Here is a 21,515-nt window from a genome sequence, read left to right as displayed (position 1 = left end):
CGCAGCATGCAACGCAGAAGCTTCACCCTGGCGGCCGCGGCCGCCCTCGCCGCACCGGCACTGGTGCGCGCCGCGAACGAGGCGGCGCCACCGGCCGGCCCCGTGAAGATCGTGGTGGGCTTCGCGCCCGGCGGCGGCACCGACGTGCTGGCGCACGTCATCGGCCAGAAGCTGGGCGCGATGTGGAACGCCTCGGTGGTGGTCGAGAACAAGCCCGGCGCCACCGGCGCGATCGCGGCCGACTACGTGAGCAAGCAGCCGCCCGACGGCAACACCCTGCTGATGGCGCACGTCAACAGCCACGCAATCGCGCCGGCGCTGCTGACCGGTGTGCGCTACGACCCGCGGCGCGACTTCACGCCGCTGACCCTGGTGGGCGTGACGCCGAACATGCTGACCTGCGCGCCGGCACAGAAGGCGCGCACCCTGCCCGAGGTCGTGGCGCTGTGCCGCGAGCGGCCGGGCCGCGTGTCCTTCGGCTCCTCGGGCATCGGCTCGGCGCAACACCTGGCCTTCGAGATGTTCAAGCTGCAGGCCAAGGTCGATGCGGTTCATGTGCCCTACAAGGGCTCGAGCGCCCTGATCGTCGACCTGCTCGGTGGGCAGATCGACTATGCCTTCGACACCATGACCGCCGCCACGCCCTTCGTGAAGCAGGGCAAGGTGATTGCGATCGCGCAGACGCGGCTGCAGCGCGCGCGCAGCCATCCCACCGTGCCCACGCTCGCCGAGTCGGGCTTTCCGGGGCTGGACGCGGCCTCGTGGTACGGCCTGGTCGGCCCGCGCGGCATGGCCGCGCCGATGGTGCAGCGCATGAGCGAGGACATCAACCGCGTGCTGGCCCTGCCCGACATCGCGCAGCGGCTCGACGAGTTCGGCGCCGAGGACGCGGGCGGCAGCCCCGAGAAGTTCGGCGCCTTCATCGCGAGCGAGTACGCCAAATGGGGCCGCATCGTGAAGGAAGCCGGCGTGCGCGCCGACGCCTGAGACCATTTTCCTTTCCCCCTGAAAGACGCCAACCGATGAGCGACACCTCCTCCTCCCGTCCCCTCCCTTTGGCCGGCGTGCGCGTGCTCGACGTGAGCCAGGTCATGGCCGGCCCCTATGCCTGCATGCTGCTGGCCGACCTCGGCGCCGACGTCATCAAGGTCGAGCCGCCGCAGGGCGGCGACCAGACGCGCGGCGCCATGGGCTTCAAGCTCAAGGGCACGGACAGCATGGGCTTCCTCAACATGAACCGCAACAAGCGCTCGATCGCGCTCGACCTCAAGTCCGACAGCGGGCGCGAGGTGCTCTACAAGCTGGTAGCGCAGGCCGACATCCTGGTGGAGAACTACCGCCCCGGCGTGATGAAGCGGCTGCGCACCGACTACGAGACGCTCAGCGCGATCAACCCGCGGCTGGTCTACGTCAGCATCTCGGGCTTCGGCCAGACCGGGCCCTGGGCCGGCCGGCCGGGCTTCGACCTGATGGCGCAGGCGATGTCGGGAATCATGAGCGTGACCGGCCATCCCGACGGCCCGCCCGCCAAGGCCGGCGTGCCGGTGGCCGACATCGGCTGCGCGCTGTTCGCCACCTACGGCATGCTGTCGGCCTATATCGGCGCCAAGGCCACGGGACGCGGCCAGTACGTCGATGCCTCGCTGTTCGATTCCGCGCTGGCCTTCTCGATCTGGGACATCAGCGAGTACTGGGGCACGGGCCGCGAACCCGAGCAGCTCGGCACCGCCAACCGCATGAGCGCGCCCTACCAGGCGATGAAGGCGGCCGATGGCCACTTCGTGATGGGCGCCACCAACCAGAAGCTGTGGCAGACGCTGTGCGCCACGCTGGAGCGGCCCGACCTGCTCGATGACGCACGCTTCGCGACGGTGTCGCTGCGCCTCGCGAACCGGCATGCGCTGGTCGAGAGCCTCGAGCGCAGCTTCGCGCAACAAGGTTGCGAGCACTGGATCGACCGGCTGCTGGCCGTGGGCATTCCTGCCGGGCCGATCCTCAGCTACCCCGAGGCCTTCGAGAGCGAGCATGGCCGCCACCGCCGCATGCGCATCGAGATCGACCACCCGGTGGAAGGCAAGGTGCCGAACATCGGCTTCGCGGTGAAGATGGGTGGCACGCCGCAGCAGGTGCGGCGCGCCCCGCCGCTGCTCGGGCAGCACACGGCCGAGGTGCTGGCCGAGCTCGGCATCGATGCGCCGGCGCAGCGCGAGCTGGCCGCGGCCGGAGCCTTCGGATCATGAGCGAAGGCAGCGTTCATCTCTCGGTGACGGAGGGCATCGCCACGCTGGTGTTCGACCGGCCGGCCGCGCGCAATGCCATGACCTGGGCCATGTACCAGTCGCTCGCCGCGCACTGCGAATCGCTGGCCGCGCGCGCCGGCGAGGTGCGCGTGGCGGTGCTGCGCGGCGCGGGCGGCCAGGCCTTCGTGGCCGGCACCGACATCGCGCAGTTCCGCGACTTCGCGGGCGGCGACGACGGCGTGGCCTACGAGCGGCGCATCGATGCCGGCATCGGCCTGATCGAGGCGCTGCCGATGCCGACCGTGGCGGTGGTCGAGGGCTGGGCCGTGGGCGGCGGACTCGCGATCGCGACCGCCTGCGACTTCCGGCTGGCAACGCCGGGCGCGCGCTTCGGCGTGCCGATCGCGCGCACGCTGGGCAACACGCTGTCGTCGCTGAACTTCGCGCGGCTGCGCGCGGCCTGGGGCCTGCAGCCGGTGCGGCGCATGCTGCTGCTGGCGCAGATCCTCGATGCGAACGAGGCGCTGGCCTGCGGCTTCCTCGAGCAGGTCTGCGCGAGCGAGGCGCTCGACGGCGCGCTGCAGTCGCTGTGCGCACGGCTGGCCGCGCTCGCGCCCGTGACGCAGGCGGCCGCCAAGGAAGCGCTGCGCCGCGGCACGGCGCAGGGCGCGCCCGACACCGACGACCTCGTGCGCCGCTGCTACGGCAGCGCCGATTTCGCCGAGGGCGTGGCGGCCTTCACCGAGGGACGGCCACCGGCCTGGCGCGGCCGCTGATCAGGTCGCGACCGCGCGCGCCGAGGCGCGCTGGATGCATTCGACGAAGTGCTGCGCGGCCGGCGTCAGCAACTGGCCGCGGCGCTTGACCACGCAGACGTTGAGCGTCGGCAGCGTCTCGACCACGTCCACGCGCCGGATGCCGTGGCGCTTGAAGCTCAGCGCGGCCAGCGGCTCGACGAACAGGCCGATCAGGTCCATCTGCCCGACCAGCGACAGCGCGACCGTGACCGAATGGCCCTGGATCACGCGCTGCGGCGCCGGCAGGCCCAGCGGCAGCAGCGCCGAGATCGATTCACGGCCGCTGAAGTGATCGTCGCCCGGCAGGATCCACTCGGCGGTCGCGAGCTCGGCCATCGAGCGGCTCGCGCGCAGCGGATGGCGCTCGCGCAGTCCCACCACCAGCTTCACCGGGAACAGCTCGATGGCCTCGAACTGCGGATCGAGCCGGCCCGGCACCACGTGGGCCACCGCGAAGTCGAGCGAGCCCTCGCGCAGGCGCGCCAGCATCCAGGGCAGCACCGCCTCGCTGAACTGCACGTCGACGGCCGGCAGCCGGCCATGGAAGTCCTTGAACGCCGCCGGCAGGATGGTCTGCGCGAACGAGGTGCTGACGGCCAGCGCGACCCGGCCCGTGAGCCCGTCGCGGATCTGCGCGATCTCCTCGCGCGCGCGCTGCATGTCGGCCAGCAGCATGCGCGCGCGCGGCGCGAAGGCCTCGCCGAAGGGCGTGAGCCGCACGCCCTTGACGCTGCGCTCGACCAGCGGCGCGTCGACCTCGCGCTCGAGCTCGCGCACGATCTTGGTCACCGCGGGCTGCGAGATGCCGAGCACGCGCGCCGCGGCGCGGATGCTCATCTGCTCGACCACCGCGACGAAGGCGTGCAACTGGTTGGGTTTCATGGAGGACGGGTGCCGGACGGGCGACAACCAAAAGTTATCGTACTGGCCCAATTATTGTCTTTTCAGCGAGCAACCGACTCTCTAGCATCCGTCGCGGCCGAAGACCTTCGACCTACCCGCATTCCCACAGAACCACACCAACACCCCGAGACATGAGCCCCACCCGTCCCGCGCACAGCGCCGCCAGCCGGCGCCAGACCATCGTCGCCACCACCATCGGCAACGGCCTCGAGTTCTTCGACTTCACCGTCTACGGTTTCCTCGCGCTGGTGATCGGCAAGCTGTTCTTTCCCACCTTCAGCGGCTACGGCCAGCTGCTGCTCACCGTCGCGACCTTCGGTGTCGGCTTCATCATGCGGCCGCTGGGCGGCATCGTGATCGGCGCCTATGCCGACCGCGCGGGCCGCAAGAAGGCCATGACCTTGACCATCTTCCTGATGGCGCTGGGCTGCGCGGTGATCGCCTTCACGCCCACCTACGCGAGCATCGGCGTCGCGGCGCCGGTGCTGATCGTGCTGGCGAGATTGATCCAGGGCTTCTCGGCCGGTGGCGAGGTCGGCGCCTCCACCACGCTGCTGGTAGAACATGCGACGCCGCAGAACCGCGGCTACATGGCGAGCTGGCAGTTCGCGAGCCAGGGCCTGGGCGTGATGCTCGGCGCGGTGGTGGTGGGCGCGCTCACCTTCACGCTGTCGCCCGAGAACATGCAGAGCTGGGGCTGGCGCGTGCCCTTCGTCATCGGCATGCTGATCGCGCCGGTGGGCATGTACATCCGCCGCCATCTCGAGGAATCGCTGCAGATCGCGCCCGAATCGGCCACCGCGCCGCGCCGCGAGAGCAGCCTCAAGATCGTCTGCTCGCAGCACGGCAAGACCGTGCTGGCCGCCATCCTCGCGCTGGTCGGCGGCACCACCGCGGCCTACGTCGTCACCTTCTACATGCCGACCTACGCGGTGCGCGAACTCGGCCTCACGCCCTCGGTGGCGCTGTTCGGTGCCGCGCTCACCGGCCTGATCTCGTTCGCCTTCGCGCCCTTCGTCGGCCTGCTGTCGGACCGCGTGGGCCGCAAGCCGCTGATCCTCTGGAGCCGCGTGTTCCTCGTGGTGCTGATCTACCCGGGCTTCCTCTGGCTCAATGCCTCGCCCACGCCCGCCGTGCTGTTCATCGTGCTCGGCGTGCTGAGCCTGGGCCTGGTGGGCCAGACCGTGCCCGGCATCACGATGCTGCCCGAGATGTTCCCGAAGCCGGTGCGCGCCAGCGGCATGTCGCTGGTCTACAGCGTGGGCGTGGCGCTGTTCGGCGGCTTCGCGCCCTTCATCAGCACCTGGCTGCTCAACGCCACCGGCAGCAAGCTCGCGCCAGCCTGGTACCTGGTCGTCATGACCCTGGTCTCGCTGCTGGGCCTGCTCTGGCTGCGCGACCACACGGGCCGCGACATCGACGCAGCCGGCGCGCACGCCTGATCTCCATCGTCTCGAACATTCCTCCCCACGATCCCCCATGACCGCTCTCACCCACAGCACCGCCGCCACGCGGCATTTCTCGGGCACCTATGTCGAGGCCCGCGCCAAGTTCCTCGAAGCCGCGCGCGCTCGCGGCGCGGCTATCGAGTCCTTCGTCAATGAAGCGCATCGCGGCGCGCTCGGCGAGGAACTCGCGACCGACGTCGCGCTGCTCGGTGCCATCGACGCCAAGAAGCTGCTGCTCGTGACCTCGGGCACGCACGGCCCCGAGGGCTTCTGCGGCTCGGGCACGCAGGTCGCGACCCTGCATGACGACGATCTGCTCGCGCGGCTGCAGCAGGCCGGCGTCGCGCTGCTGCTGGTGCATGCCGTCAATCCGCACGGCTTCTCGCACCTGCACCGCACCAACGAGGACAACATCGACCTCAACCGCAACCACATCGACTTCGGCGCGCCGCTGCCGGTGAACGCCGAGTACACCGACGTCGAACCGCTGGTGCTGCCCGCGAGCTGGCCGCCGACGCCGGACGACGAAGCGGCCGTGGCCGCCTACATCGACAAGCACGGCATGCGCGCCTTCCGCGCCGCCGTCACCAAGGGCCAGTACGTCTCGCCCGACGGCCTGTTCTACGGCGGCACCGCGCCTTCGTGGAGCAACAGGACCATCCGCGCGATCCTGCGCAAGTACGCGGCCTCCGCCACCCACATCGGCTGGATCGACGTGCACACGGGCCTGGGCCCCTACGGCCACGGCGAGAAGATCTACCCGGGCCGCAACACGCCCGAAGACCTGGCCATGGCCCATGCCTGGTGGGGCGCCGACGTGTTCGCGCCCTTCGCGGGTGACTCGGCTTCTGCCGACGTCTCGGGCCCGGTGATCTCGACCGCCTACGACGAATGCCCGAACGCGCGCATCGCGCCCATGGGCCTGGAGTTCGGCACCCTGCCCGACAACGAGGTGCTCACGCGCCTGCGCGCCGACACCTGGCTGCGCCGCCATCCCGAAGCCTCCGACGCGCAGAAGCGCGAGATCCGCCGCCAGCTGCGCGATGCCTTCTACTGCGACAACGACGAGTGGAAGGGCATGGTGCTGGGGCAGACGCGCGTGGTGCTGCTGCAGACGCTGCAGGGCCTGCGCAAGGCCTGAAGACGGGGCGCGTCAGCCGAAGTTCGGCGCGCGCTTCTCGCGCAGCGAGGCCACGCCCTCGCGCACGTCGGCGCCCGCGAAGCCCATGAATTCGAGCGCCAGCGAGGCGTCGAAGGTGGGCCCGGCCTGGCGCAGCCAGTTGTTGAGCGCGTACTTGGTCAGGCGGATCGCGCTCTGGCTGCCGGCCGCGAGGCGGTCGGCCACCTCGTAGGCGCGCGGCAGCAGTTCCGCGTCTTCGACCGCCAGCGACACCAGGCCGATGCGCTCGGCCTCCTCGCCGCTGACCGGCTCGCACAGCAGCAGGTGGTACTTGGCCTTCGCCATGCCGCACAGGAGCGGCCAGACGATCGCCGCATGGTCGCCAGCCGCCACGCCCAGGCGGGTGTGGCCGTCGACGATCTTCGCGCCGCGCGTGGCGATCGAGATGTCGGCCAAGAGGCCCGCCACCAGCCCCGCGCCCACGGCCGGGCCGTGCATCGCGCTCACGATCGGCTTGTCGCAGTTGATGATGTTGTAGACCAGGTCGCGCGCCTCGCGCCACACGCGCTGGCGGATCGCGTCGTCGGCCGTCATGTCCTGCACCATGCCGAGGTCGCCGCCGCCCGAGAAGCCCATGCCCTCGCCGCGTAGCACGGCGCAGCGCACCGAATCGTCGGCCGAGACGTCGCGCCAGATCTCGGCCAGTTCGCGGTGGCCGTCGTGGCCGGCCGTGGGCAGCTTGCCGTTGGTCGCGCGCATCTGGATGTCGAGCACGGTGCCGTTGGCGCCGCGGCGCGTGATGGCGAGGGTCTGGTAGCGGGCGTAGTCCATGGTCTTTCCTGTCTCCGGTGCGCGCCGGTCGCGCACGCTCGTTGTTCTTTCAGCGCTGCGCCGCCACCTCGCGGCAGCGCTTCACGTTGGCATCGAGGCGCGGCGCGAGCCCGGGCTCGCAGACATCGCCCGCGGGATCGAGCCGGCACAGGCCGACCACCACGTAGTCCATCACGGCGTCGGTGCACATCGGGTACTTGGCGAGCTGCGGGTTGGCCCTGGACTTGAAGCCCCAGCGCTCCGAGAACTCGATGGTGCGCGCCATCGCGCCATGGAAGAACTCGCGGTTCCTCGAGGCGACGGCGGCCTCCATGCGCGGCAGCTCCTCGTTGAGGTAGCCGACCGATTCGAGCGGGAAGTCGGCCGGGTTCTGCGACTGCGCGCAGGCGAGCGAGGCGCCCAGCAGCAGCGGCAGCAGGCAGGCGGCGCGCGGCAGGCGCGGATGCGTCGTCGAGGAAGGTGCGGTGCGTGGCATGGCCGTCGATTCTGCAACGTTTGCTGACAGTTTTGCTTTCGTCCGATGCGCCGGCGCCACGCGGGAAGCCCCTAACGCCCCTTCTTCTGCTTGTCGAACTTGCGCCAGTACTGGAACTCGTCCTCGTGCACCTCGAGGTCGACCTCCGACACGCGCGCCTGCAGCCGCTCCTGCACGTCGGCCACGGCCTTGTTGTAGATCGTGGGGCCGATCTCCTCGAGGAGGAAGCCGAGCAGCGCGCCCGCCGCGACGTTGCCGATCGGCTCCTCCATGTTCTCGCGGAAATAGCGCTCGATCGAGGTGATGGCCTGCTGGCGCAGCTCGCGCGAAATCTCGATGGTCATGCGGCGGGGTCCTTGCTGGATGCTCGAATGGGGCATTGTGCCGATGCGTGGAGAATCGGGGCCCCGGCCGCGGCACGAACGCGGCCGCCGCCGTCCCACAACCGAACCGATCGATCCCATGGCCCGTCCCTCCCGCCAGCCCCGCATGCTCGAACGCGGCATCCTCTGCCTGCTCATCGGCGCCGCCGTGCTGCTGGGCCCGCACTTCCTGCAGGGCACGCGCTGGTTCGAGATGGTGGCGGGGGCCTCGGTGGTGGGCTGGTTCGCGCTCGCGCTGGGCGCGGCGCTGGTGGTGGTCGAGCTGGTGAAGCGCGGCAAGGATTCGCAACAGCGCTGAGCCGCGCGCCGCTCAGCGCCGCAGCTTCTTGACCAGTTCGACGACCGCGAGCACCACGGCGCCCGCGACGATGCCGACGCCGGCATTGACCAGCATCGAACCCAGCGTGCCGAACACGCCCGAGGTCGCGGCCCAGGCCTCGACCGCATGGCCGAGCGCGGGCACGCCGTGCACCAGGATGCCGCCGCCGACCAGGAACATCGCGGCGGTGCCGGCGATCGACAGGCCCTTCATGAGCCAGGGCGCGCCCGCCAGGAGCGCGCGGCCCACGCCGCGCGCGGCGGCGCTGTCGCGCTGGCTCAGGTAGAGGCCCGCGTCGTCGAGCTTCACGATGCCGGCCACCAGGCCGTAGACGCCGATCGTCATGATCAGCGCGATGCCCACCAGCACGCTGAGCTGGGTGGTGAAGGGCTGGCCCTGCACGGTGCCCAGCGTGATCGCGATGATTTCGGCCGAGAGGATGAAGTCGGTGCGCACCGCGCCCTTGATCTTGTCCTTCTCGACCGCCACCACGTCGACCGCGGCGTCGGCCACGGCCTGCTCGTGGCGCGCGGTGTCGGCCGCGTGTTCCTCCTTGTGCAGGAACTTGTGGGCCAGCTTCTCGCAGCCCTCGAAGCACAGGAAGGCGCCGCCCACCATCAGCAGCGGCGTGACCAGCCAGGGCAGCCAGGTGCCGATGGCCAGCGCGGCCGGCACCAGGATCGCCTTGTTGACCAGCGAGCCCTTGCACACGGCCCAGACCACGGGCAGTTCGCGATCGGCCTTGACGCCGGTGACCTGCTGCGCGTTGAGCGCGAGGTCGTCGCCGAGCACCCCGGCTGTCTTCTTGGCGGCGACCTTGGTGAGGACCGAGACGTCGTCGAGCACGGTCGCGATGTCGTCGAGCAGCAGGAGCAGGCTGGAGGCCATGAATGGGCGAAAGGAAAATGAAAGGCGCGAGCTTAGCCGCAGCCGTGTGCAGGGCCCGTGAATATCCGCACGTACAGCGCCCGTGCCCTGGGGCACGGCCGCCGTATGTACGCCGAAAGCAGTCGGCCGGGGCCGCTACGCCGTCAAAGCGCGCTCAGCGCAATGGCCAGCATGGTGGCCAGCGAGACGCCGAACACCGCGAGGCCGACGACGCGGCGGCGGTGCGTGAGCAGCCACAGCGCCACGCCCGAGAGCGACAGGAAGATCAGGCTGCCGGCCAGCGTGTCGACCAGCAGGATCCACGCGAGCGGCATGCCGCCGCCCTTGTGCATGTTGGTGAGGGTGGCGACGAGGCCGTTGCGCGTGGTGGCGACGCCCACCGAGCGGTTGCCCTGCCAGTAGTCGGCCTGCACGATCTCGTTCGGGCCGCCGAAGTTGAAGGTCCAGTGCGCGGGCTGGGTCAGCGCGGGCGCCTCGGGATCGGCCTTGCGGTCGACCCAGGCCACCGGCTTCGCGGGCTCGATGCGCGTGGAGCGCGGCGGGCCGTCGGTGCGCAAGGCCTGCTGCAGCCAGGCGGCCATGGCCTCGGGCGTGGCCGGTGCCGGTTCGGGCAGCGCGAGCTGGGCCCGGCTGCGCTCCTGCGATTGCGGCAGCTTCATCACGTTGCGGTGGTTGAGCCAGATGCCGCTGAAGCCGAACAGCAGCCCGAGCACCGCGCCCCAGAGGCCGAACCAGCCATGGGTGCGGCGGATCCACTGCACGGCGAGCGTGCGGCGCTGGTGCGATTGCACCCGGCGGGCGTGGCCCGGGGCGTGTCCGGCGTCCATGTCAGGCGACGTCGCGCTTGAGGCGGATTTCTTCGATCCGCACGCTGCCGAGCTGCGTGGTCTTGGCGGTCTTCATCTCGCGCTTGAAGCCGGCCAGCTCATGGAAGCGCATGGCGCGGTCGTTGCGGATCGGCACCCAGATGGTGACGGTGGTGCAGCCCTCTTCCTCGAGGCCTTCGCGCGCGGCGTCCCAGAGGGCGACGCCGATACCCTTGTCCCAATGCTCGGGACGCACGTAGAGGGCCCAGATCTCGCCCGCGGTGGACGGCGTCTTGGGGTCGCGCGAGCGGTCGAAGCCGACGAAGCCGACGACCTTGCCGTCGAGCTCGGCCACATGGACCTGCGGTTCGCTGAACTCGATGGCTTCGCGCCACTTGGCCTCGCGCGAGGCGAGCGCCAGCGCGCGCAGCTCCTCTTCGGGCAGGATGCCTTCGTAGGCGGCCTTGGCGGCGGCGGCGTGGACTTCTGCGATGGCCTTGGCATCGCGCATCGTGGCGGGGCGAACTTCGTGGTCGGACATGAATGCGGGAAAAACGGATGGAACCGCCTATTGTCGCCGCACCGCTAAACTCCCAGCCCATCACCGCAGCAGCTCAGGAGAAACCTCATGGCCAAGGGTCAGCAACGTTCCAACAAGGAAAGCAAGAAACCGAAGAAGGACACCTCCCCGCCGAAGGCCCCGGCACTCGGCGGCGAGCCGGTGCGCGCGGTCGTCACCACGGCGGTGATTCCGCGCGGCAAGCTCAAGAACAAGTGATCCGCCACCCGTGAGCGACGCGCCGGCCTCGCCGCCCTCCCCCACCGCGCCCCCGGCCCAGCCGCGCAATCCGCTGCACGGGCTGACGCTCGAGGCCATCGTGACGGCGCTGCACGCGCACTACGGCTGGCAGCAGCTGGGCGAACTGGTGCCGGTGCGCTGCTTCACGCACGAACCCAGCGTGGGTTCGAGCCTGCGCTTCCTGCGCAAGACGCCGTGGGCGCGCGAGAAGGTCGAGAGCCTCTACCTCTTCATGCTGCGCGAGCAGCGCCGCCAGGGCACCTCGACGCCGCGGCCATGAAGGTCCGCCTCGAGCCCTCGGGCCTGGTCTTCGAGACCGAGGCCGGCACCAGCGTGCTGAAGGCGGCCGAGGCGGCCGGCATCGAGATGCCGAGCTCGTGCCGCAACGGCACCTGCCGCACCTGCATCTGCCGATTGCTCGAGGGCGAGGCGCGCCACACCATCGAATGGCCGGGCCTGAGCGCCGAGGAAAAGGCCGAGCGCTGGATCCTGCCCTGCGTGGCCGAGGCGCTGGGCGACATCGCGATCGACGCGCCGCAGGCCTTCTCGCTGTTCGACGACGCCTGACTCAGCCGCGCACGGCCGGCGCCGCCACCACCAGCCGGTCGCGCCGCGCCAGCGAGGGGAAGAGCCTGAACCAGGTCAGCGCGACCAGCATCGTGCCGACACCGCCCACCACCACCGAGCCCACCGGCCCGAGCAGCGCCGCGGTGGCGCCCGACTCGAATTCGCCGAGCTGGTTGCTGGCACCGATGAAGATCGAGTTGACCGCGCTGACCCGCCCGCGCATGGCATCGGGCGTCTCGAGCTGCACCAGCGTCTGGCGGATCACCACGTTGACCATGTCGGCGCCGCCCGAGACCGCGAGCGCGACCAGCGAGACGATGAAGCTGCGCGAGAGGCCGAACACCACCATGCACAGGCCGAACAGCGCGATCGCCATCAACAGCGCGCGGCCCACGCGGCGCTCGATCGGCCGGCGCGTGAGCGCGATCGACATCACGAGCGCGCCGACCGCCGGCGCGCCGCGCAGCAGGCCCAGGCCCCAGGGACCGGTGTGCAGGATGTCCTTGGCATAGATCGGCAGCAGCGCCACCGCGCCGCCCAGCAGCACCGCGAACAGGTCGAGCGAGACCGCGCCGAGCACCGGCTTGCGGTTCCAGATGAAGTTGACGCCCGCGAACACCGTGCCGAGCGTGACCGGCTCGCGCGCCTTGGGCACGTAGGCATAGCGCAGCCGCAGCACCAGCGCGCAGGCCACCACGAAGAACAGCACGCTCGCGCCGTAGACCACCGCCATGCCCGCCACGAACAGCAGGCCGCCGAGCGCCGGCCCGCCGATGATCGCGCCCTGCATGCCGGCCGAGCTGAAGGCCATGGCGCGCGCCAGCATGGCCGGCGGCACCAGCATCGGCGTCAGCGCCTGCTGGGCCGGCATCTGGAATGCGCGCACCGCGCCCAGCACCAGCGACAGGCCCAGCAGCAGCGCACGGCTGTCCTGGCCGCGCAGCACCGCGAGCAGCAGCGCCAGCGCCACCAGCCCCTGCACCGCGAAGCAGGCCGCGACGATGCGCCCGCGATGGTGGCGGTCGACCACATGGCCCGCCAGCAGCGCCAGCAGCAGCGCCGGCACGAACTGGTAGAGCCCGACCAGGCCCAGGTCCCAGGCGCTGCCCGTCAGGTCGTACATGTGCCAGCCGATGGCCACCAGCAGCATCTGCGAGGCGGCGGTGCCGAACAGGCGTGCCACCCACATCTGCATGAACGGGCGTTCGCGCGTGAGGTCGGAAAAACTCGGTGGGGACGGCACCGCGCCGGCGGCGGCATCGAGGGGAGAGGAAGCGGAGGCTGGGGAGCCAGTGGCGGGGCCGGACATCCGTCCGAGGATAGCCCACCCACCATGAGCCGCGCATGAGGGCCCGCGCGGCGCGCTTCTACACTCGGGCCCTCCCATGGTCCCCCCGCCCCCGCTGCAACCCGTTCACGAAGACGCCCACCTGCTGGTGCTCGAGAAGCCCGCCGGCCTGCTGTGCGTGCCCGGCCGCGGCGAGGACAAGCAGGACTGCCTGAGCGCGCGCGCCCAGCGCCAGTGGCCCGATGCGCTGATCGTGCACCGGCTCGACATGGCGACCAGCGGCCTGGTGCTGATGGCGCGCGGCCTCGAGATGCAGCGCGCGCTTGGCGACGCCTTCGCCACGCGCCGCGTCGACAAGCGCTACGAGGCGGTGGTCGACGGCCTGCTGCCCGTGGACGCGGAATGGGCCCGCATCGATGCGCCCTTGATGGCCGACTGGCCGCGCCGCCCGCTGCAGAAGATCGACCCGGCCGGCAAGCCCAGCCTCACGCGCTGGCGCGCGCTGGGCGGCATCGACGGCGAGGCGCCCTGCAGCTACCTGCTGCTGGAACCGCTCACCGGCCGCTCGCACCAGTTGCGCGTGCACCTCGCGTCGATCGGCCATCCGATCCTCGGCGATGCGCTCTACGGCAGTCCCGAAGTGCAGGCGCGCGCGCCGCGCCTGCTGCTGCATGCGAGCGCGCTGGGCTTCGAGCACCCGGCCACGCGCGAGCGCATGCGCTTCGCGAGCCGGCCCGATTTCGGGCCGCGCTTCGAGGCGTTGCGGGAGGCGGGAGAAGGCTCGGAGTGAGCGTCGGGAATCGGCGGGATTCGAAGCGGTGGCGCGGCGTTCTTCTCAGCCGCCCTTGACCACCAGCACCGGCACCATCGAGTCCTGCAGCACGCGCTGCGTCACGCTGCCGAGCAGCAGCTTCTCGATGCCACTGCGGCCGTGCGAGCCCATCACGATCAGGTCGGCCGCGATGGCGATGGCCGTGTCCACGATGCCTTCGTGCACCACGTGGCCGTCGATCACGCGCTGGTCGCTGTGCAGGCCTTCGGCCGCCAGCGCGGCCACGCCGCGCGCGAGTGCCGCATTGGCGCTCGAGGTGGCCGCGGCGAGGTACTCGTTCTGGCCCAGCGCATAGTCCGCGCCCACGCCGATGAAGGGGTAGTTGTCGATCACGTGGATCAGGGTGATGCGGCTTCCGAAGGCCAGCGCCAATCCGCTGGCCTTGCTGACCGCGAGCATGGAAGTTTCGGAGCCGTCGATGGGGACCAGGATGTGATTGAACATGGCGGACCTCGCTTTCTTCGTTCGCAGGCAGACAGGGTCCAGTCCACGGGCCGTATGAGATGGCCGAAGACCGGGCCCCGAATTTAACCGCAAGGCCGCGACACAACTGTAGGACGCCTCCCAGCCAGGGAAATCGCGGATACCGCGCTCGCGCGGCCCGCGTCCGCAGGCCGCGCGGTGCCTCGCGGCGCGGGTTTCAGTCGCCCTGAAAACCCTGGGCGCGGCAGGTGATCACCAGCGTGTCGCGCCAGCCCGTGCCGTTCTCCTCGAGCGGCTGGATCGGCGTCGATTCGTGGATCACGCGCGCATCGTCGAGCAAGAGCAGCGTCCACGGCTCGGTCATGGTGAAGCGCTCGCCGCGCCGCCCGTTGGCCTCGAACACGCGCGTCTCGCCGCCCTTGATGTCGTGGCGGCCCACCAGCGCCACCGCCACCAGGTCCACGCCGTCGCGGTGCGCGCCCTCGGGCGTGGGCCGGCCGATGCCGCCCGCGGTGTCGATGCGGAACTGGTGCGCTTCCACGTACCAGCGCTGCGCGCCGCGCAGCTGGTTCGCCGCTTCGCCGAGCTTCACGATCAGCCGCTGCCAGGCCGGCTGCGCGATCGTGGCCGCGAGCATCGGCGCGAACCAGCGCTGCATGCCGCCATGCAGCGCGTTGTATTCGACCGGCTGCCAGTGCGCGCGGCGCGGCACCTGCTGCATCGCCTCGCCGTCGACGGTGAAGCATTCGTGGCGCCGCGTGCGGTAGCGGCCACCGTCCTTCAGGTATTCGTCGGGCGGAAGATCGTTCCAGTCGGCATGCAGCGCCTCGAGCTGCGCGACCGGCAGGCCGAGCCAGTCGCCCACGGCCTGGGGACCGAGCACCGCGTAGCCCTGGTCGCGCAGTGCGGCCGGCAGTTCCGCGGGGTGGATGAAGGGTGGATCGAAGGCCGGGGTGGTCACGACGCCGTGACCTTCACGTCTTTCCAGAACGCGACGCGGTCGCGGACCATGTCGGCCTCGGGCTTGGGGTCGGCGTAGTACCAGGCGGCGTCGGTGTTGAGCTCGCCGTTGACCAGCAGCGAGTAGTAGCTCGCGGTGCCCTTCCAGGGACAGGTGGTCTTGTGGTTGCTGAAGGTCACGACGTCGCGGTTGAGCGACGAGATGGGGAAATAGTGGTTGCCCTCGACGAGGACGGTGTCGTCGCTTTCGGCGATGGTGGCGCCGTTCCAGGTGGCTTTCATTTGGGTTTGGGTCTCCGACTGAAGGGATTTGTTTGGCCGGAGGGGTATTGTGACTGTTTGGTTTCTGGTGTTTTGTTGGGGTGGTTTTTGGGTTGCTCTTCTTGCTGAGGCTGTTGGCCGGGTCTCGCCCCGGCGGGCGAGTCACTTTCTCTTGTCTCGCCAAGAGAAAGTAACCAAAGAGAAGGCGACCCCACTGTCTGTGTCCCTCCGCTTCGCTACGGGCAACCTGCGGTGCTCGGGGAAAGCGGGGGTCCGCAGAACTCGCTGCGCTGCGCTCCGCTCAGACAGCTGCGGCCCTTATCCCGCTTTCCCCTGCGCTCCTCGGCACAGCCAGAGGGGATTAGGGTCAACGCGCCATGGCGCGTCCTTGTGTGGTGAGTGCGCATGCATAGGCCTTGGATCTTTCACTGAGGCCGAGCGAAGCAAAGGCCCGAAGGGTCTGCTGGGCCGAGCATCGCGATGGCCCGACCCACCCCCTCTGGCTGCGCCGAGGAGCGCAGCGTTTCGCGGATAAGGGCTCGCAGCTGTCTGAGCAGAACGCAGTGGAGCGAGTTCTGCGAGACCCCGCGAAACGCGAGCACCGCAGGTTGCCCCGCAGCGCAGCGAAGGGGTCGCAGACAGTGGGGTCGCCTTTTCTTTGCCTACTTTCTTTTGGCGAAGTGTATGGACCGGGCACATGGTGGACAGGTGTGCGAGGACATGGTGGACACCATCGGGCGTATCGCCCGATCGGAAGACGACCATGCCCTGGAGCACCCGAGACACCATGAGCCTGAGAGAAGAGTTCGTTGCCCTGGCACGCCAGGAAGGTGCCAATCGGCGTGAGCTGTGCCGGCGCTTCGGCATCAGCCCGCAGACCGGCTACAAATGGCTCGCACGCAGCGCCACGCTGGGTGCCGCCGGCCTGGGCGATGCCAGTCGCCGCCCGCACCACAGCCCCGGCGAGACCTCGCCCGAACTTCAACAATCCATCGTCTCGCTGCGCCAGCAGCACCCTGCCTGGGGCGCACGCAAGCTCGCACGGCGCCTGAGTGACCTCGGACAGGGTTGCCTGGCTCCGAGCACCGTCAACTCCATCCTCAAGCGCCACGGCCTCATCAGCGTCCAGGCCAGCAGTGCGGCCACCGCCTGGCAGCGCTTCGAGCACGAGGCGCCCAACAGCCTCTGGCAGATCGACTTCAAGGGCTACGTGTCCACCGCAGCGGGGCCCTGCCATCCGCTGACGCTGCTGGACGACCACTCTCGCTACAACCTGGCCCTGCGCGCCTGTGCCCGCCAGCAAACGGCCAGCGTGAAGGAGCAGTTGCAGGACGTCTTCTCCCGCTACGGTCTGCCGGTGCGCATCAATGCGGACAACGGCGCACCCTGGGGCAGTCCGCGCGAGCCGGGCCAGCTCAGCGAACTCGCGCTGTGGCTCATCCGCCTGGGCGTGCGGGTGAGCTTCAGCAGCCCCTATCACCCGCAGACCAACGGCAAGGACGAGCGCTTCCATCGCAGCCTGAAGGCGGAGTTGCTGGCCGGGCGCAGCTTCCAGGATCTGGCGCAGGCACAGCAGCAGTTCGATCGCTGGAGGCGTATCTACAACCATGAGCGCCCGCACCAGGCGCTGGGCATGAACACCCCGGCGAGCCGGTATCGCGCCAGCGAGAGGGCCTATCCGAGGACGCTGCCACCGCTCGAGTACGGCCCGAACGACACGGTGGTGAAGGTCGGCTGGCTGGGGGAGGTGCGCTTCAAGAGCAAGCGCTTCAAGGTGTCCGCAGCACTTAAGGACCACGAGATCGCGCTGCGCGCGCAGCCCGGGCGAGAGGGCTGCTACGACGTCTACTTCGTGCACCACAAGCTGCGCGAGATCGACCTGCGCGAGGCCTGAGCCACCATGCAGAATGTGTCCACCATGTCCTCGCACATGTGTCACCCATGTCTCCGGTCCATACAGCGAAGCAAAAGAAAGTAGGTCCGCCGCCGGGCGGAATTCCCGGCTCCTGCCTCAGCAAGAAAACACCTCCCAAAAGAACCCTAGAAAACGATCCCTCAAGCCCCCAACCAATGCACGCTAAACAACCTCTCCGAATCCACCCAAACCGCCCCCGGCCGAAACCCCGCCTTCACAGCCAAGGCACGAAACCCATCCACAGTGAACTTGTGCGAGTACTCCGTATGAATGGTCTCCCCTTCCTCGAACCCAAACGACTCCCCATTCACTGAAACGCTCTGAACCCGCCGACTCACCAGATGCATCTCGATCCGCCGCAGAGGCGCATTGAAGAACGCCGCGTGCGTGAACCCATCGAGATCGAAGTCCGCATCCAGTTCAGCATTGGCCCGCCGCAGCAGATTGAGATTGAACGCAGCAGTCACCCCTTGGGCATCGTTGTAGGCCGCATGCAACCGCGCCGGATCCTTCACCAGATCCACCCCGATCAGCATCCCCCCACCACGCAACATGCGGGCCGCCAGTTGCAAGAAAGCCAGCGCCTCGTCAGGCTCGAAGTTCCCCAACGTAGACCCCGGAAAGAACCCCACCCGCCGCCCCGCCCCGGGCATCGGCGCGGGCAACACCAGCGGCATCGTGTAGTCCGCCGCAATCGGCTGCACGGCCAACTCCGGATAGTCCGCACGCAACCGCGCGGCAGCCCCTTCCAGATACTCGCCCGAGATATCGATAGGCAGATAACGCTTCGGCGACTCGAGCGCATCGAGCAGCAAGCGTATCTTGGTCAACGACCCCGCCCCGAACTCCACGATCTCCGCATTCGGCCCGATCTGCTTCGCGATCTCCCCCGCGCATTCGCCGAGGATGCGCAGCTCGGTGCGCGTCGGGTAGTACTCGGGCAGATCGCAGATCTGATCGAACAGCTGCGAGCCGACGACGTCATAGAAGAATTTCGGCGAGATGCTGCGCGGCGTGCGCGCCAGCCCCGCCTGCATCTCGCGCGCGAACTCGGACAACGGCGCGGACGTGGCGGGCGCCACGACGGCGGGACGCTTCTTCGACGAGAACGGCAGCGAAGAAGAAGGGGAAGAAGCAGAAGCAGTCGAAGCTGCCGCGGGAATGGGAGCGAATGGGCGCATGGTCAGAGATCCTTCGCGAGCCGCAGGCCGGTGAATTGCCAGCGCGCGGCCGGCGGGAAGAAGTTGCGATAGCTGGGGCGCGCATGGCCTTCGGGCGTGGCCACGCTGCCGCCGCGCAGCACGAGCTGGCCCACCATGAACTTGCCGTTGTATTCGGCCGCGACGCCGGGCAGCGGCTTGAAGCCCGGATAGGGGTCGTACGAGGAACGCGTCCATTGCCACACATGGCCGGTCATCTGCGAGATGCCCTCGGCGCCGAACGCAGCCTCCCACTCGAATTCGGTCGGCAAGCGCGCGCCGGCCCACTCGGCATACGCGGCGGCCTCGTAGAAACTCAGTTGCGATACCGGCGCCTCGGGCTCGATCGGCCGCACGCCGTGCAGGCCGAACACATGCCAGCCGCCGGCATTGGCCGACGAGGCGCCCAGGCGCGGATCGTCGGGCGCGAGCCAGTAGGCCGGATGGCACCAGCCCTGCGACTGCACCGCGGCCCAGCCGTCGGACAGCCACAGCTCGGGCCGCCGATAGCCGCCATCGGCGATGAACTGCGCATAGTCGCCGCAGCTCACGAGCCGGTCGGCGATCGCATGCGGCTGCAGCAGCGCGCGATGGCGCGGGGTCTCGTTGTCGAACGAGAAGCCCGCGCCGTCATGGCCGATGTCGACCAGGCCGCCCTCGTGCGGCAGCCAGCGCACGGCGGGCGGCACCGCGGCCAGCCGCAGCGCGGGGCCGCCGGCGGGCTTGTAGGCGGGCAGCAATGGGTTGCACGACAGCGCATGCAGGATGTCGGTGAGCAACAGCTCCTGGTGCTGCTGCTCGTGGTTCAGGCCCAGCGTGACGATGGGCTCGAGCGTGGCCCATGCGGCCCCGGCCTCGTCGCTGTCGAGGAAGGCCAGCACGGCCGCGTCGACATGACGGCGGTAGGCATGCACTTCGTCGAGCGAAGGCCGCGTGAGCAGGCCGCGTTGCGGGCGCGGATGACGCGGGCCCAGGGCCTCGTAGTAGGAATTGAAAAGGTAATGTAAACGCCTGTCGAAGGGCTGGTAGCCGCTGGCATGCGGCTGCAGCAGCACGGTCTCGAAGAACCAGGTGGTGTGCGCGAGATGCCACTTGGTCGGGCTCGCGTCGGGCATCGACTGGATGCACTGGTCTTCGGCGGAAAGCGGTGCGGCAAGCGCGAGGCTGGCGGCGCGCACGGAGCGGAACTGCTCTCGCACGGTGCCGGCTGCCGGCGTGATCGGCCGGGAAAGCGTCATGGGATCTCCAGTCGCGGGTCAACGAAGTTTGTAGCCGATGCTTCCGCCGGCGGCGCGTAGGACAAGGGCCCGCCCCCTGGCGCAGGCTGTCCCTCCTCGCGCCATCCGACGGCGGGTCGGCCACTTTGGCACAAGATGGCTTCGCGTGCAGGGCGCTGCGTATCATCCGTTCGATGCAAACGACCAACTCCCCAGGCCGCCCGCGCGTCGTCATCGTCGGCTGCGGTTTCGGCGGGCTCGAAGCGGCTCGCAAGCTGCAAGGCGCCGATGTCGACGTGACGGTGATCGACCGCACCAACCACCACCTGTTCCAGCCACTGCTCTACCAGGTGGCGACCGCCGGGCTGGCGGCGCCGTCGATCGCGGCGCCGGTGCGCGGGCTGTTCCGCGGCCAGGCCAACATCACCTCCCTGCTCGGCGAGGTCACGGCCATCGATCCGACCGCGCGCACGGTGCGCATGGCCGACGGCAACCCCGTGCCCTACGACCACCTGATCGTCGCGGCCGGTGCCACCCACAGCTATTTCGGGCACGACGAATGGTCGGCCAATGCGCCGGGCCTCAAGACCCTGGCCGATGCCTTCGAGATCCGCCGCCGCGTGCTGCTGTCCTTCGAGACCGCCGAGCTCACGACCGACGAACAGCACCGCCGCGCGCTGCTGACCTTCGTGGTGATCGGCGCCGGGCCCACGGGCGTGGAGATGGCGGGCACGCTGGCCGAGATCGCCAAGCACACGCTGGCGGGCGAGTTCCGCCACATCGATCCGGCGAGCGCGCAGGTGCTGCTGGTGGAAGGCGGGCCGCGCGTGCTGCAGGCGATGCCCGAGGGCCTGAGCCAGAAGGCGCTCGAGCAGCTCGAGAAGCTCGGCGTCGAGGTGCGGCTCAACGCGCGCGTGACCGCGATCGACGAAACCGGCCTCGAGGTGCAGACCGGCGGCGGCGCCGACGGCACGCCCGCGCAGAGCTATCGCATCGACAGCAGTTGCGTGGTGTGGGCCGCGGGCGTGGCGGCCTCGCCGCTGGGTCGCATGCTCGGCGCCGCCACCGGCGTCGAATGCGATCGCGCGGGCCGCATCAAGGTCGAGCCCGACCTGAGCCTCGCGGGCCATCCCGAGATCAGCGTGGTCGGCGACCTCGCGGCCGCGATGAGCCATGCGCCCGGCAAGGCGCCGCGGCCGGTGCCCGGCGTGTCGCCCGGCGCCAAGCAGGCCGGGCGCGCCGCGGCCGCCAACATCCTGCGCCGCATCGCGGGCCAGCCCACGCAGGCCTTCCGCTACCGCGACTACGGCAACCTCGCGACCATCGGCCGCAACTCGGCCGTGGTCGACCTGGGCACGCCCTTCGGCGCGCTGCGCTTCAGCGGCCGCCTCGCGTGGCTGTTCTGGCTGTTCGCGCACGCGTACTTCCTGATCGGCTTTCGCAACCGCATCGTGGTGATGATGGACTGGGCCAGCGCCTACTGGAGCTTCCAGCGCAATGCGCGCGTGGTGGCCGACGTGAACGGCCGCAGCGAATCCTGAGCCGCGCCGCCACCGGAGGTCCCGCATGTCGCTGCTGTCCTGGATCGCGCTGCACGCCCTCATGGCACTGTTCTGGCTCTGGATACTGCGCTGGGGCGGCGCGCACTGGCTCGAGGGCAGCTTCGCCTCCGGCTTCCTCGTGAGCATCTTCGCGCCGCGCTGGAGCGAGGAAGGCCTGCGCATGTTCGCGCTGCTGATGCTGATCGTGTGCGGCATCAGCTTCGTGCTCGGGCTGTTCATGCCCGGGCTGCGCTGCTGGTACGGCGGCGCCTGCTGAGCGCCGCCGTCCGCTCTCGGCTGCGG

Annotated in this window: 26 protein-coding genes; 13 read left to right on the top strand and 13 right to left on the bottom strand. The window is 69.7% G+C overall.

Annotated elements, in window-relative coordinates:
• The first annotated feature begins 6 nt into the window (after positions 1 to 6).
• The 3 genes from ACEN9J_RS30240 to ACEN9J_RS30230 are packed head-to-tail and all read left to right on the top strand — an operon-like array spanning position 7 to position 3,016.
• Positions 7 to 987 (top strand): tripartite tricarboxylate transporter substrate binding protein, encoded by a 981-nt coding sequence (locus ACEN9J_RS30240; protein WP_413762844.1) that lies wholly within the window; start codon positions 7 to 9, stop codon positions 985 to 987.
• A 35-nt stretch (positions 988 to 1,022) separates the two neighbouring features.
• On the top strand, positions 1,023 to 2,240 hold the full coding sequence (locus ACEN9J_RS30235) for a CaiB/BaiF CoA transferase family protein (RefSeq protein ID WP_413762843.1): 1,218 nt from the start codon (positions 1,023 to 1,025) through the stop codon (positions 2,238 to 2,240).
• On the top strand, positions 2,237 to 3,016 hold the full coding sequence (locus tag ACEN9J_RS30230; RefSeq protein WP_413762842.1) for an enoyl-CoA hydratase/isomerase family protein: 780 nt from the start codon (positions 2,237 to 2,239) through the stop codon (positions 3,014 to 3,016). The genes ACEN9J_RS30235 and ACEN9J_RS30230 overlap by 4 nt, the downstream gene beginning before the upstream one ends.
• On the opposite strand, the gene ACEN9J_RS30225 is transcribed toward ACEN9J_RS30230, so the two are convergent.
• The gene (locus ACEN9J_RS30225) at positions 3,017 to 3,919 is read right to left on the bottom strand and encodes a LysR family transcriptional regulator (RefSeq protein ID WP_261217476.1); all 903 of its coding nucleotides are present in this window, start codon (positions 3,917 to 3,919) and stop codon (positions 3,017 to 3,019) included.
• A 152-nt stretch (positions 3,920 to 4,071) separates the two neighbouring features.
• Here ACEN9J_RS30225 and ACEN9J_RS30220 point away from each other — a divergent pair, with 152 nt between their 5' ends.
• Both ACEN9J_RS30220 and ACEN9J_RS30215 read left to right on the top strand, forming a co-directional pair.
• A complete protein-coding gene (locus tag ACEN9J_RS30220; protein WP_413762841.1) occupies positions 4,072 to 5,382 on the top strand; it encodes an MFS transporter in 1,311 nt (436 codons plus the stop codon).
• A 37-nt stretch (positions 5,383 to 5,419) separates the two neighbouring features.
• Positions 5,420 to 6,529 (top strand): M14 family metallopeptidase, encoded by a 1,110-nt coding sequence (locus tag ACEN9J_RS30215; RefSeq protein WP_413762840.1) that lies wholly within the window; start codon positions 5,420 to 5,422, stop codon positions 6,527 to 6,529.
• Positions 6,530 to 6,541: 12 nt separating this feature from the next.
• Here ACEN9J_RS30215 and ACEN9J_RS30210 read toward each other — a convergent pair whose 3' ends face one another.
• The 3 genes from ACEN9J_RS30210 to ACEN9J_RS30200 form a co-directional block, all read right to left on the bottom strand.
• Entirely contained in the window at positions 6,542 to 7,339 is a 798-nt protein-coding gene (locus ACEN9J_RS30210; RefSeq protein ID WP_261217879.1) for an enoyl-CoA hydratase/isomerase family protein, read from the bottom strand.
• A gap of 49 nt (positions 7,340 to 7,388) precedes the next feature.
• The gene (locus tag ACEN9J_RS30205; protein WP_057597819.1) at positions 7,389 to 7,814 is read right to left on the bottom strand and encodes a hypothetical protein; all 426 of its coding nucleotides are present in this window, start codon (positions 7,812 to 7,814) and stop codon (positions 7,389 to 7,391) included.
• A gap of 71 nt (positions 7,815 to 7,885) precedes the next feature.
• Positions 7,886 to 8,158 (bottom strand): DUF2164 domain-containing protein, encoded by a 273-nt coding sequence (locus tag ACEN9J_RS30200; RefSeq protein ID WP_413762839.1) that lies wholly within the window; start codon positions 8,156 to 8,158, stop codon positions 7,886 to 7,888.
• 118 nt (positions 8,159 to 8,276) lie between these two features.
• On the opposite strand from ACEN9J_RS30200, the gene ACEN9J_RS30195 reads away from it, so the two are divergent.
• Positions 8,277 to 8,495, top strand: coding sequence for a hypothetical protein (locus ACEN9J_RS30195; RefSeq protein ID WP_413762838.1), 219 nt, complete (start codon positions 8,277 to 8,279; stop codon positions 8,493 to 8,495).
• A 12-nt stretch (positions 8,496 to 8,507) separates the two neighbouring features.
• Here ACEN9J_RS30195 and ACEN9J_RS30190 read toward each other — a convergent pair whose 3' ends face one another.
• The 3 genes from ACEN9J_RS30190 to ACEN9J_RS30180 form a co-directional block, all read right to left on the bottom strand.
• Positions 8,508 to 9,404, bottom strand: a complete 897-nt coding sequence (locus tag ACEN9J_RS30190; protein WP_261217874.1) for a DUF808 domain-containing protein — start codon at positions 9,402 to 9,404, stop codon at positions 8,508 to 8,510.
• A 143-nt stretch (positions 9,405 to 9,547) separates the two neighbouring features.
• Positions 9,548 to 10,231, bottom strand: coding sequence for a PepSY-associated TM helix domain-containing protein (locus ACEN9J_RS30185; RefSeq protein WP_413762837.1), 684 nt, complete (start codon positions 10,229 to 10,231; stop codon positions 9,548 to 9,550).
• A 1-nt stretch (position 10,232) separates the two neighbouring features.
• Positions 10,233 to 10,751: a GNAT family N-acetyltransferase gene (locus ACEN9J_RS30180; protein ID WP_057597824.1), complete on the bottom strand. Its 519-nt coding sequence runs from the start codon at positions 10,749 to 10,751 to the stop codon at positions 10,233 to 10,235.
• A gap of 87 nt (positions 10,752 to 10,838) precedes the next feature.
• Between ACEN9J_RS30180 and ACEN9J_RS30175 the strand changes: the two genes are divergently transcribed.
• The 3 genes from ACEN9J_RS30175 to ACEN9J_RS30165 are packed head-to-tail and all read left to right on the top strand — an operon-like array spanning position 10,839 to position 11,576.
• The gene (locus ACEN9J_RS30175; protein ID WP_177239215.1) at positions 10,839 to 10,988 is read left to right on the top strand and encodes a hypothetical protein; all 150 of its coding nucleotides are present in this window, start codon (positions 10,839 to 10,841) and stop codon (positions 10,986 to 10,988) included.
• Between the two features lie 10 nt (positions 10,989 to 10,998).
• Positions 10,999 to 11,289: a VF530 family DNA-binding protein gene (locus ACEN9J_RS30170; protein ID WP_413762836.1), complete on the top strand. Its 291-nt coding sequence runs from the start codon at positions 10,999 to 11,001 to the stop codon at positions 11,287 to 11,289.
• Complete coding sequence (locus ACEN9J_RS30165; RefSeq protein ID WP_296740244.1) at positions 11,286 to 11,576, top strand: 2Fe-2S iron-sulfur cluster-binding protein; 291 nt, start codon at positions 11,286 to 11,288, stop codon at positions 11,574 to 11,576. Before ACEN9J_RS30170 ends, ACEN9J_RS30165 begins: the two co-directional genes overlap by 4 nt.
• 1 nt (position 11,577) lies before the next feature.
• Here the strand turns inward: ACEN9J_RS30165 and ACEN9J_RS30160 are convergent, their stop codons facing one another.
• A complete protein-coding gene (locus tag ACEN9J_RS30160; RefSeq protein WP_296740246.1) occupies positions 11,578 to 12,885 on the bottom strand; it encodes an MFS transporter in 1,308 nt (435 codons plus the stop codon).
• A 76-nt stretch (positions 12,886 to 12,961) separates the two neighbouring features.
• On the opposite strand from ACEN9J_RS30160, the gene ACEN9J_RS30155 reads away from it, so the two are divergent.
• Positions 12,962 to 13,654, top strand: a complete 693-nt coding sequence (locus tag ACEN9J_RS30155) for an RluA family pseudouridine synthase (RefSeq protein ID WP_413762835.1) — start codon at positions 12,962 to 12,964, stop codon at positions 13,652 to 13,654.
• A 45-nt stretch (positions 13,655 to 13,699) separates the two neighbouring features.
• Here ACEN9J_RS30155 and ACEN9J_RS30150 read toward each other — a convergent pair whose 3' ends face one another.
• The 3 genes from ACEN9J_RS30150 to ACEN9J_RS30140 form a co-directional block, all read right to left on the bottom strand.
• Complete coding sequence (locus ACEN9J_RS30150) at positions 13,700 to 14,140, bottom strand: universal stress protein (RefSeq protein WP_057597897.1); 441 nt, start codon at positions 14,138 to 14,140, stop codon at positions 13,700 to 13,702.
• Between the two features lie 196 nt (positions 14,141 to 14,336).
• Positions 14,337 to 15,080, bottom strand: a complete 744-nt coding sequence (locus ACEN9J_RS30145) for a 2OG-Fe dioxygenase family protein (RefSeq protein ID WP_413762834.1) — start codon at positions 15,078 to 15,080, stop codon at positions 14,337 to 14,339.
• Positions 15,077 to 15,361: a DUF427 domain-containing protein gene (locus ACEN9J_RS30140; protein WP_261217855.1), complete on the bottom strand. Its 285-nt coding sequence runs from the start codon at positions 15,359 to 15,361 to the stop codon at positions 15,077 to 15,079. Before ACEN9J_RS30140 ends, ACEN9J_RS30145 begins: the two co-directional genes overlap by 4 nt.
• A gap of 742 nt (positions 15,362 to 16,103) precedes the next feature.
• On the opposite strand from ACEN9J_RS30140, the gene ACEN9J_RS30135 reads away from it, so the two are divergent.
• A complete protein-coding gene (locus ACEN9J_RS30135) occupies positions 16,104 to 17,234 on the top strand; it encodes an IS481 family transposase (protein WP_413762117.1) in 1,131 nt (376 codons plus the stop codon).
• A 161-nt stretch (positions 17,235 to 17,395) separates the two neighbouring features.
• Here ACEN9J_RS30135 and egtD read toward each other — a convergent pair whose 3' ends face one another.
• Together egtD and egtB are read right to left on the bottom strand one after the other, a co-directional pair.
• Complete coding sequence (gene egtD / locus ACEN9J_RS30130) at positions 17,396 to 18,292, bottom strand: L-histidine N(alpha)-methyltransferase (RefSeq protein ID WP_413764640.1); 897 nt, start codon at positions 18,290 to 18,292, stop codon at positions 17,396 to 17,398.
• A gap of 146 nt (positions 18,293 to 18,438) precedes the next feature.
• Entirely contained in the window at positions 18,439 to 19,692 is a 1,254-nt protein-coding gene (egtB, locus tag ACEN9J_RS30125; RefSeq protein WP_413762833.1) for an ergothioneine biosynthesis protein EgtB, read from the bottom strand.
• A gap of 173 nt (positions 19,693 to 19,865) precedes the next feature.
• On the opposite strand from egtB, the gene ACEN9J_RS30120 reads away from it, so the two are divergent.
• Together ACEN9J_RS30120 and ACEN9J_RS30115 are read left to right on the top strand one after the other, a co-directional pair.
• Positions 19,866 to 21,212: an NAD(P)/FAD-dependent oxidoreductase gene (locus tag ACEN9J_RS30120; protein WP_413762832.1), complete on the top strand. Its 1,347-nt coding sequence runs from the start codon at positions 19,866 to 19,868 to the stop codon at positions 21,210 to 21,212.
• Between the two features lie 25 nt (positions 21,213 to 21,237).
• Positions 21,238 to 21,489: a hypothetical protein gene (locus ACEN9J_RS30115; protein WP_057596493.1), complete on the top strand. Its 252-nt coding sequence runs from the start codon at positions 21,238 to 21,240 to the stop codon at positions 21,487 to 21,489.
• Positions 21,490 to 21,515 lie beyond the last annotated feature (26 nt).

It is taken from the genome of Variovorax sp. Varisp41 (genome assembly GCF_047325085.1).
GTDB lineage: Bacteria > Pseudomonadota > Gammaproteobacteria > Burkholderiales > Burkholderiaceae_C > Variovorax.
The sequence above is the reverse complement of the archived record's forward strand: the minus strand, read 5'-3'. Positions and strand labels throughout refer to the sequence as shown.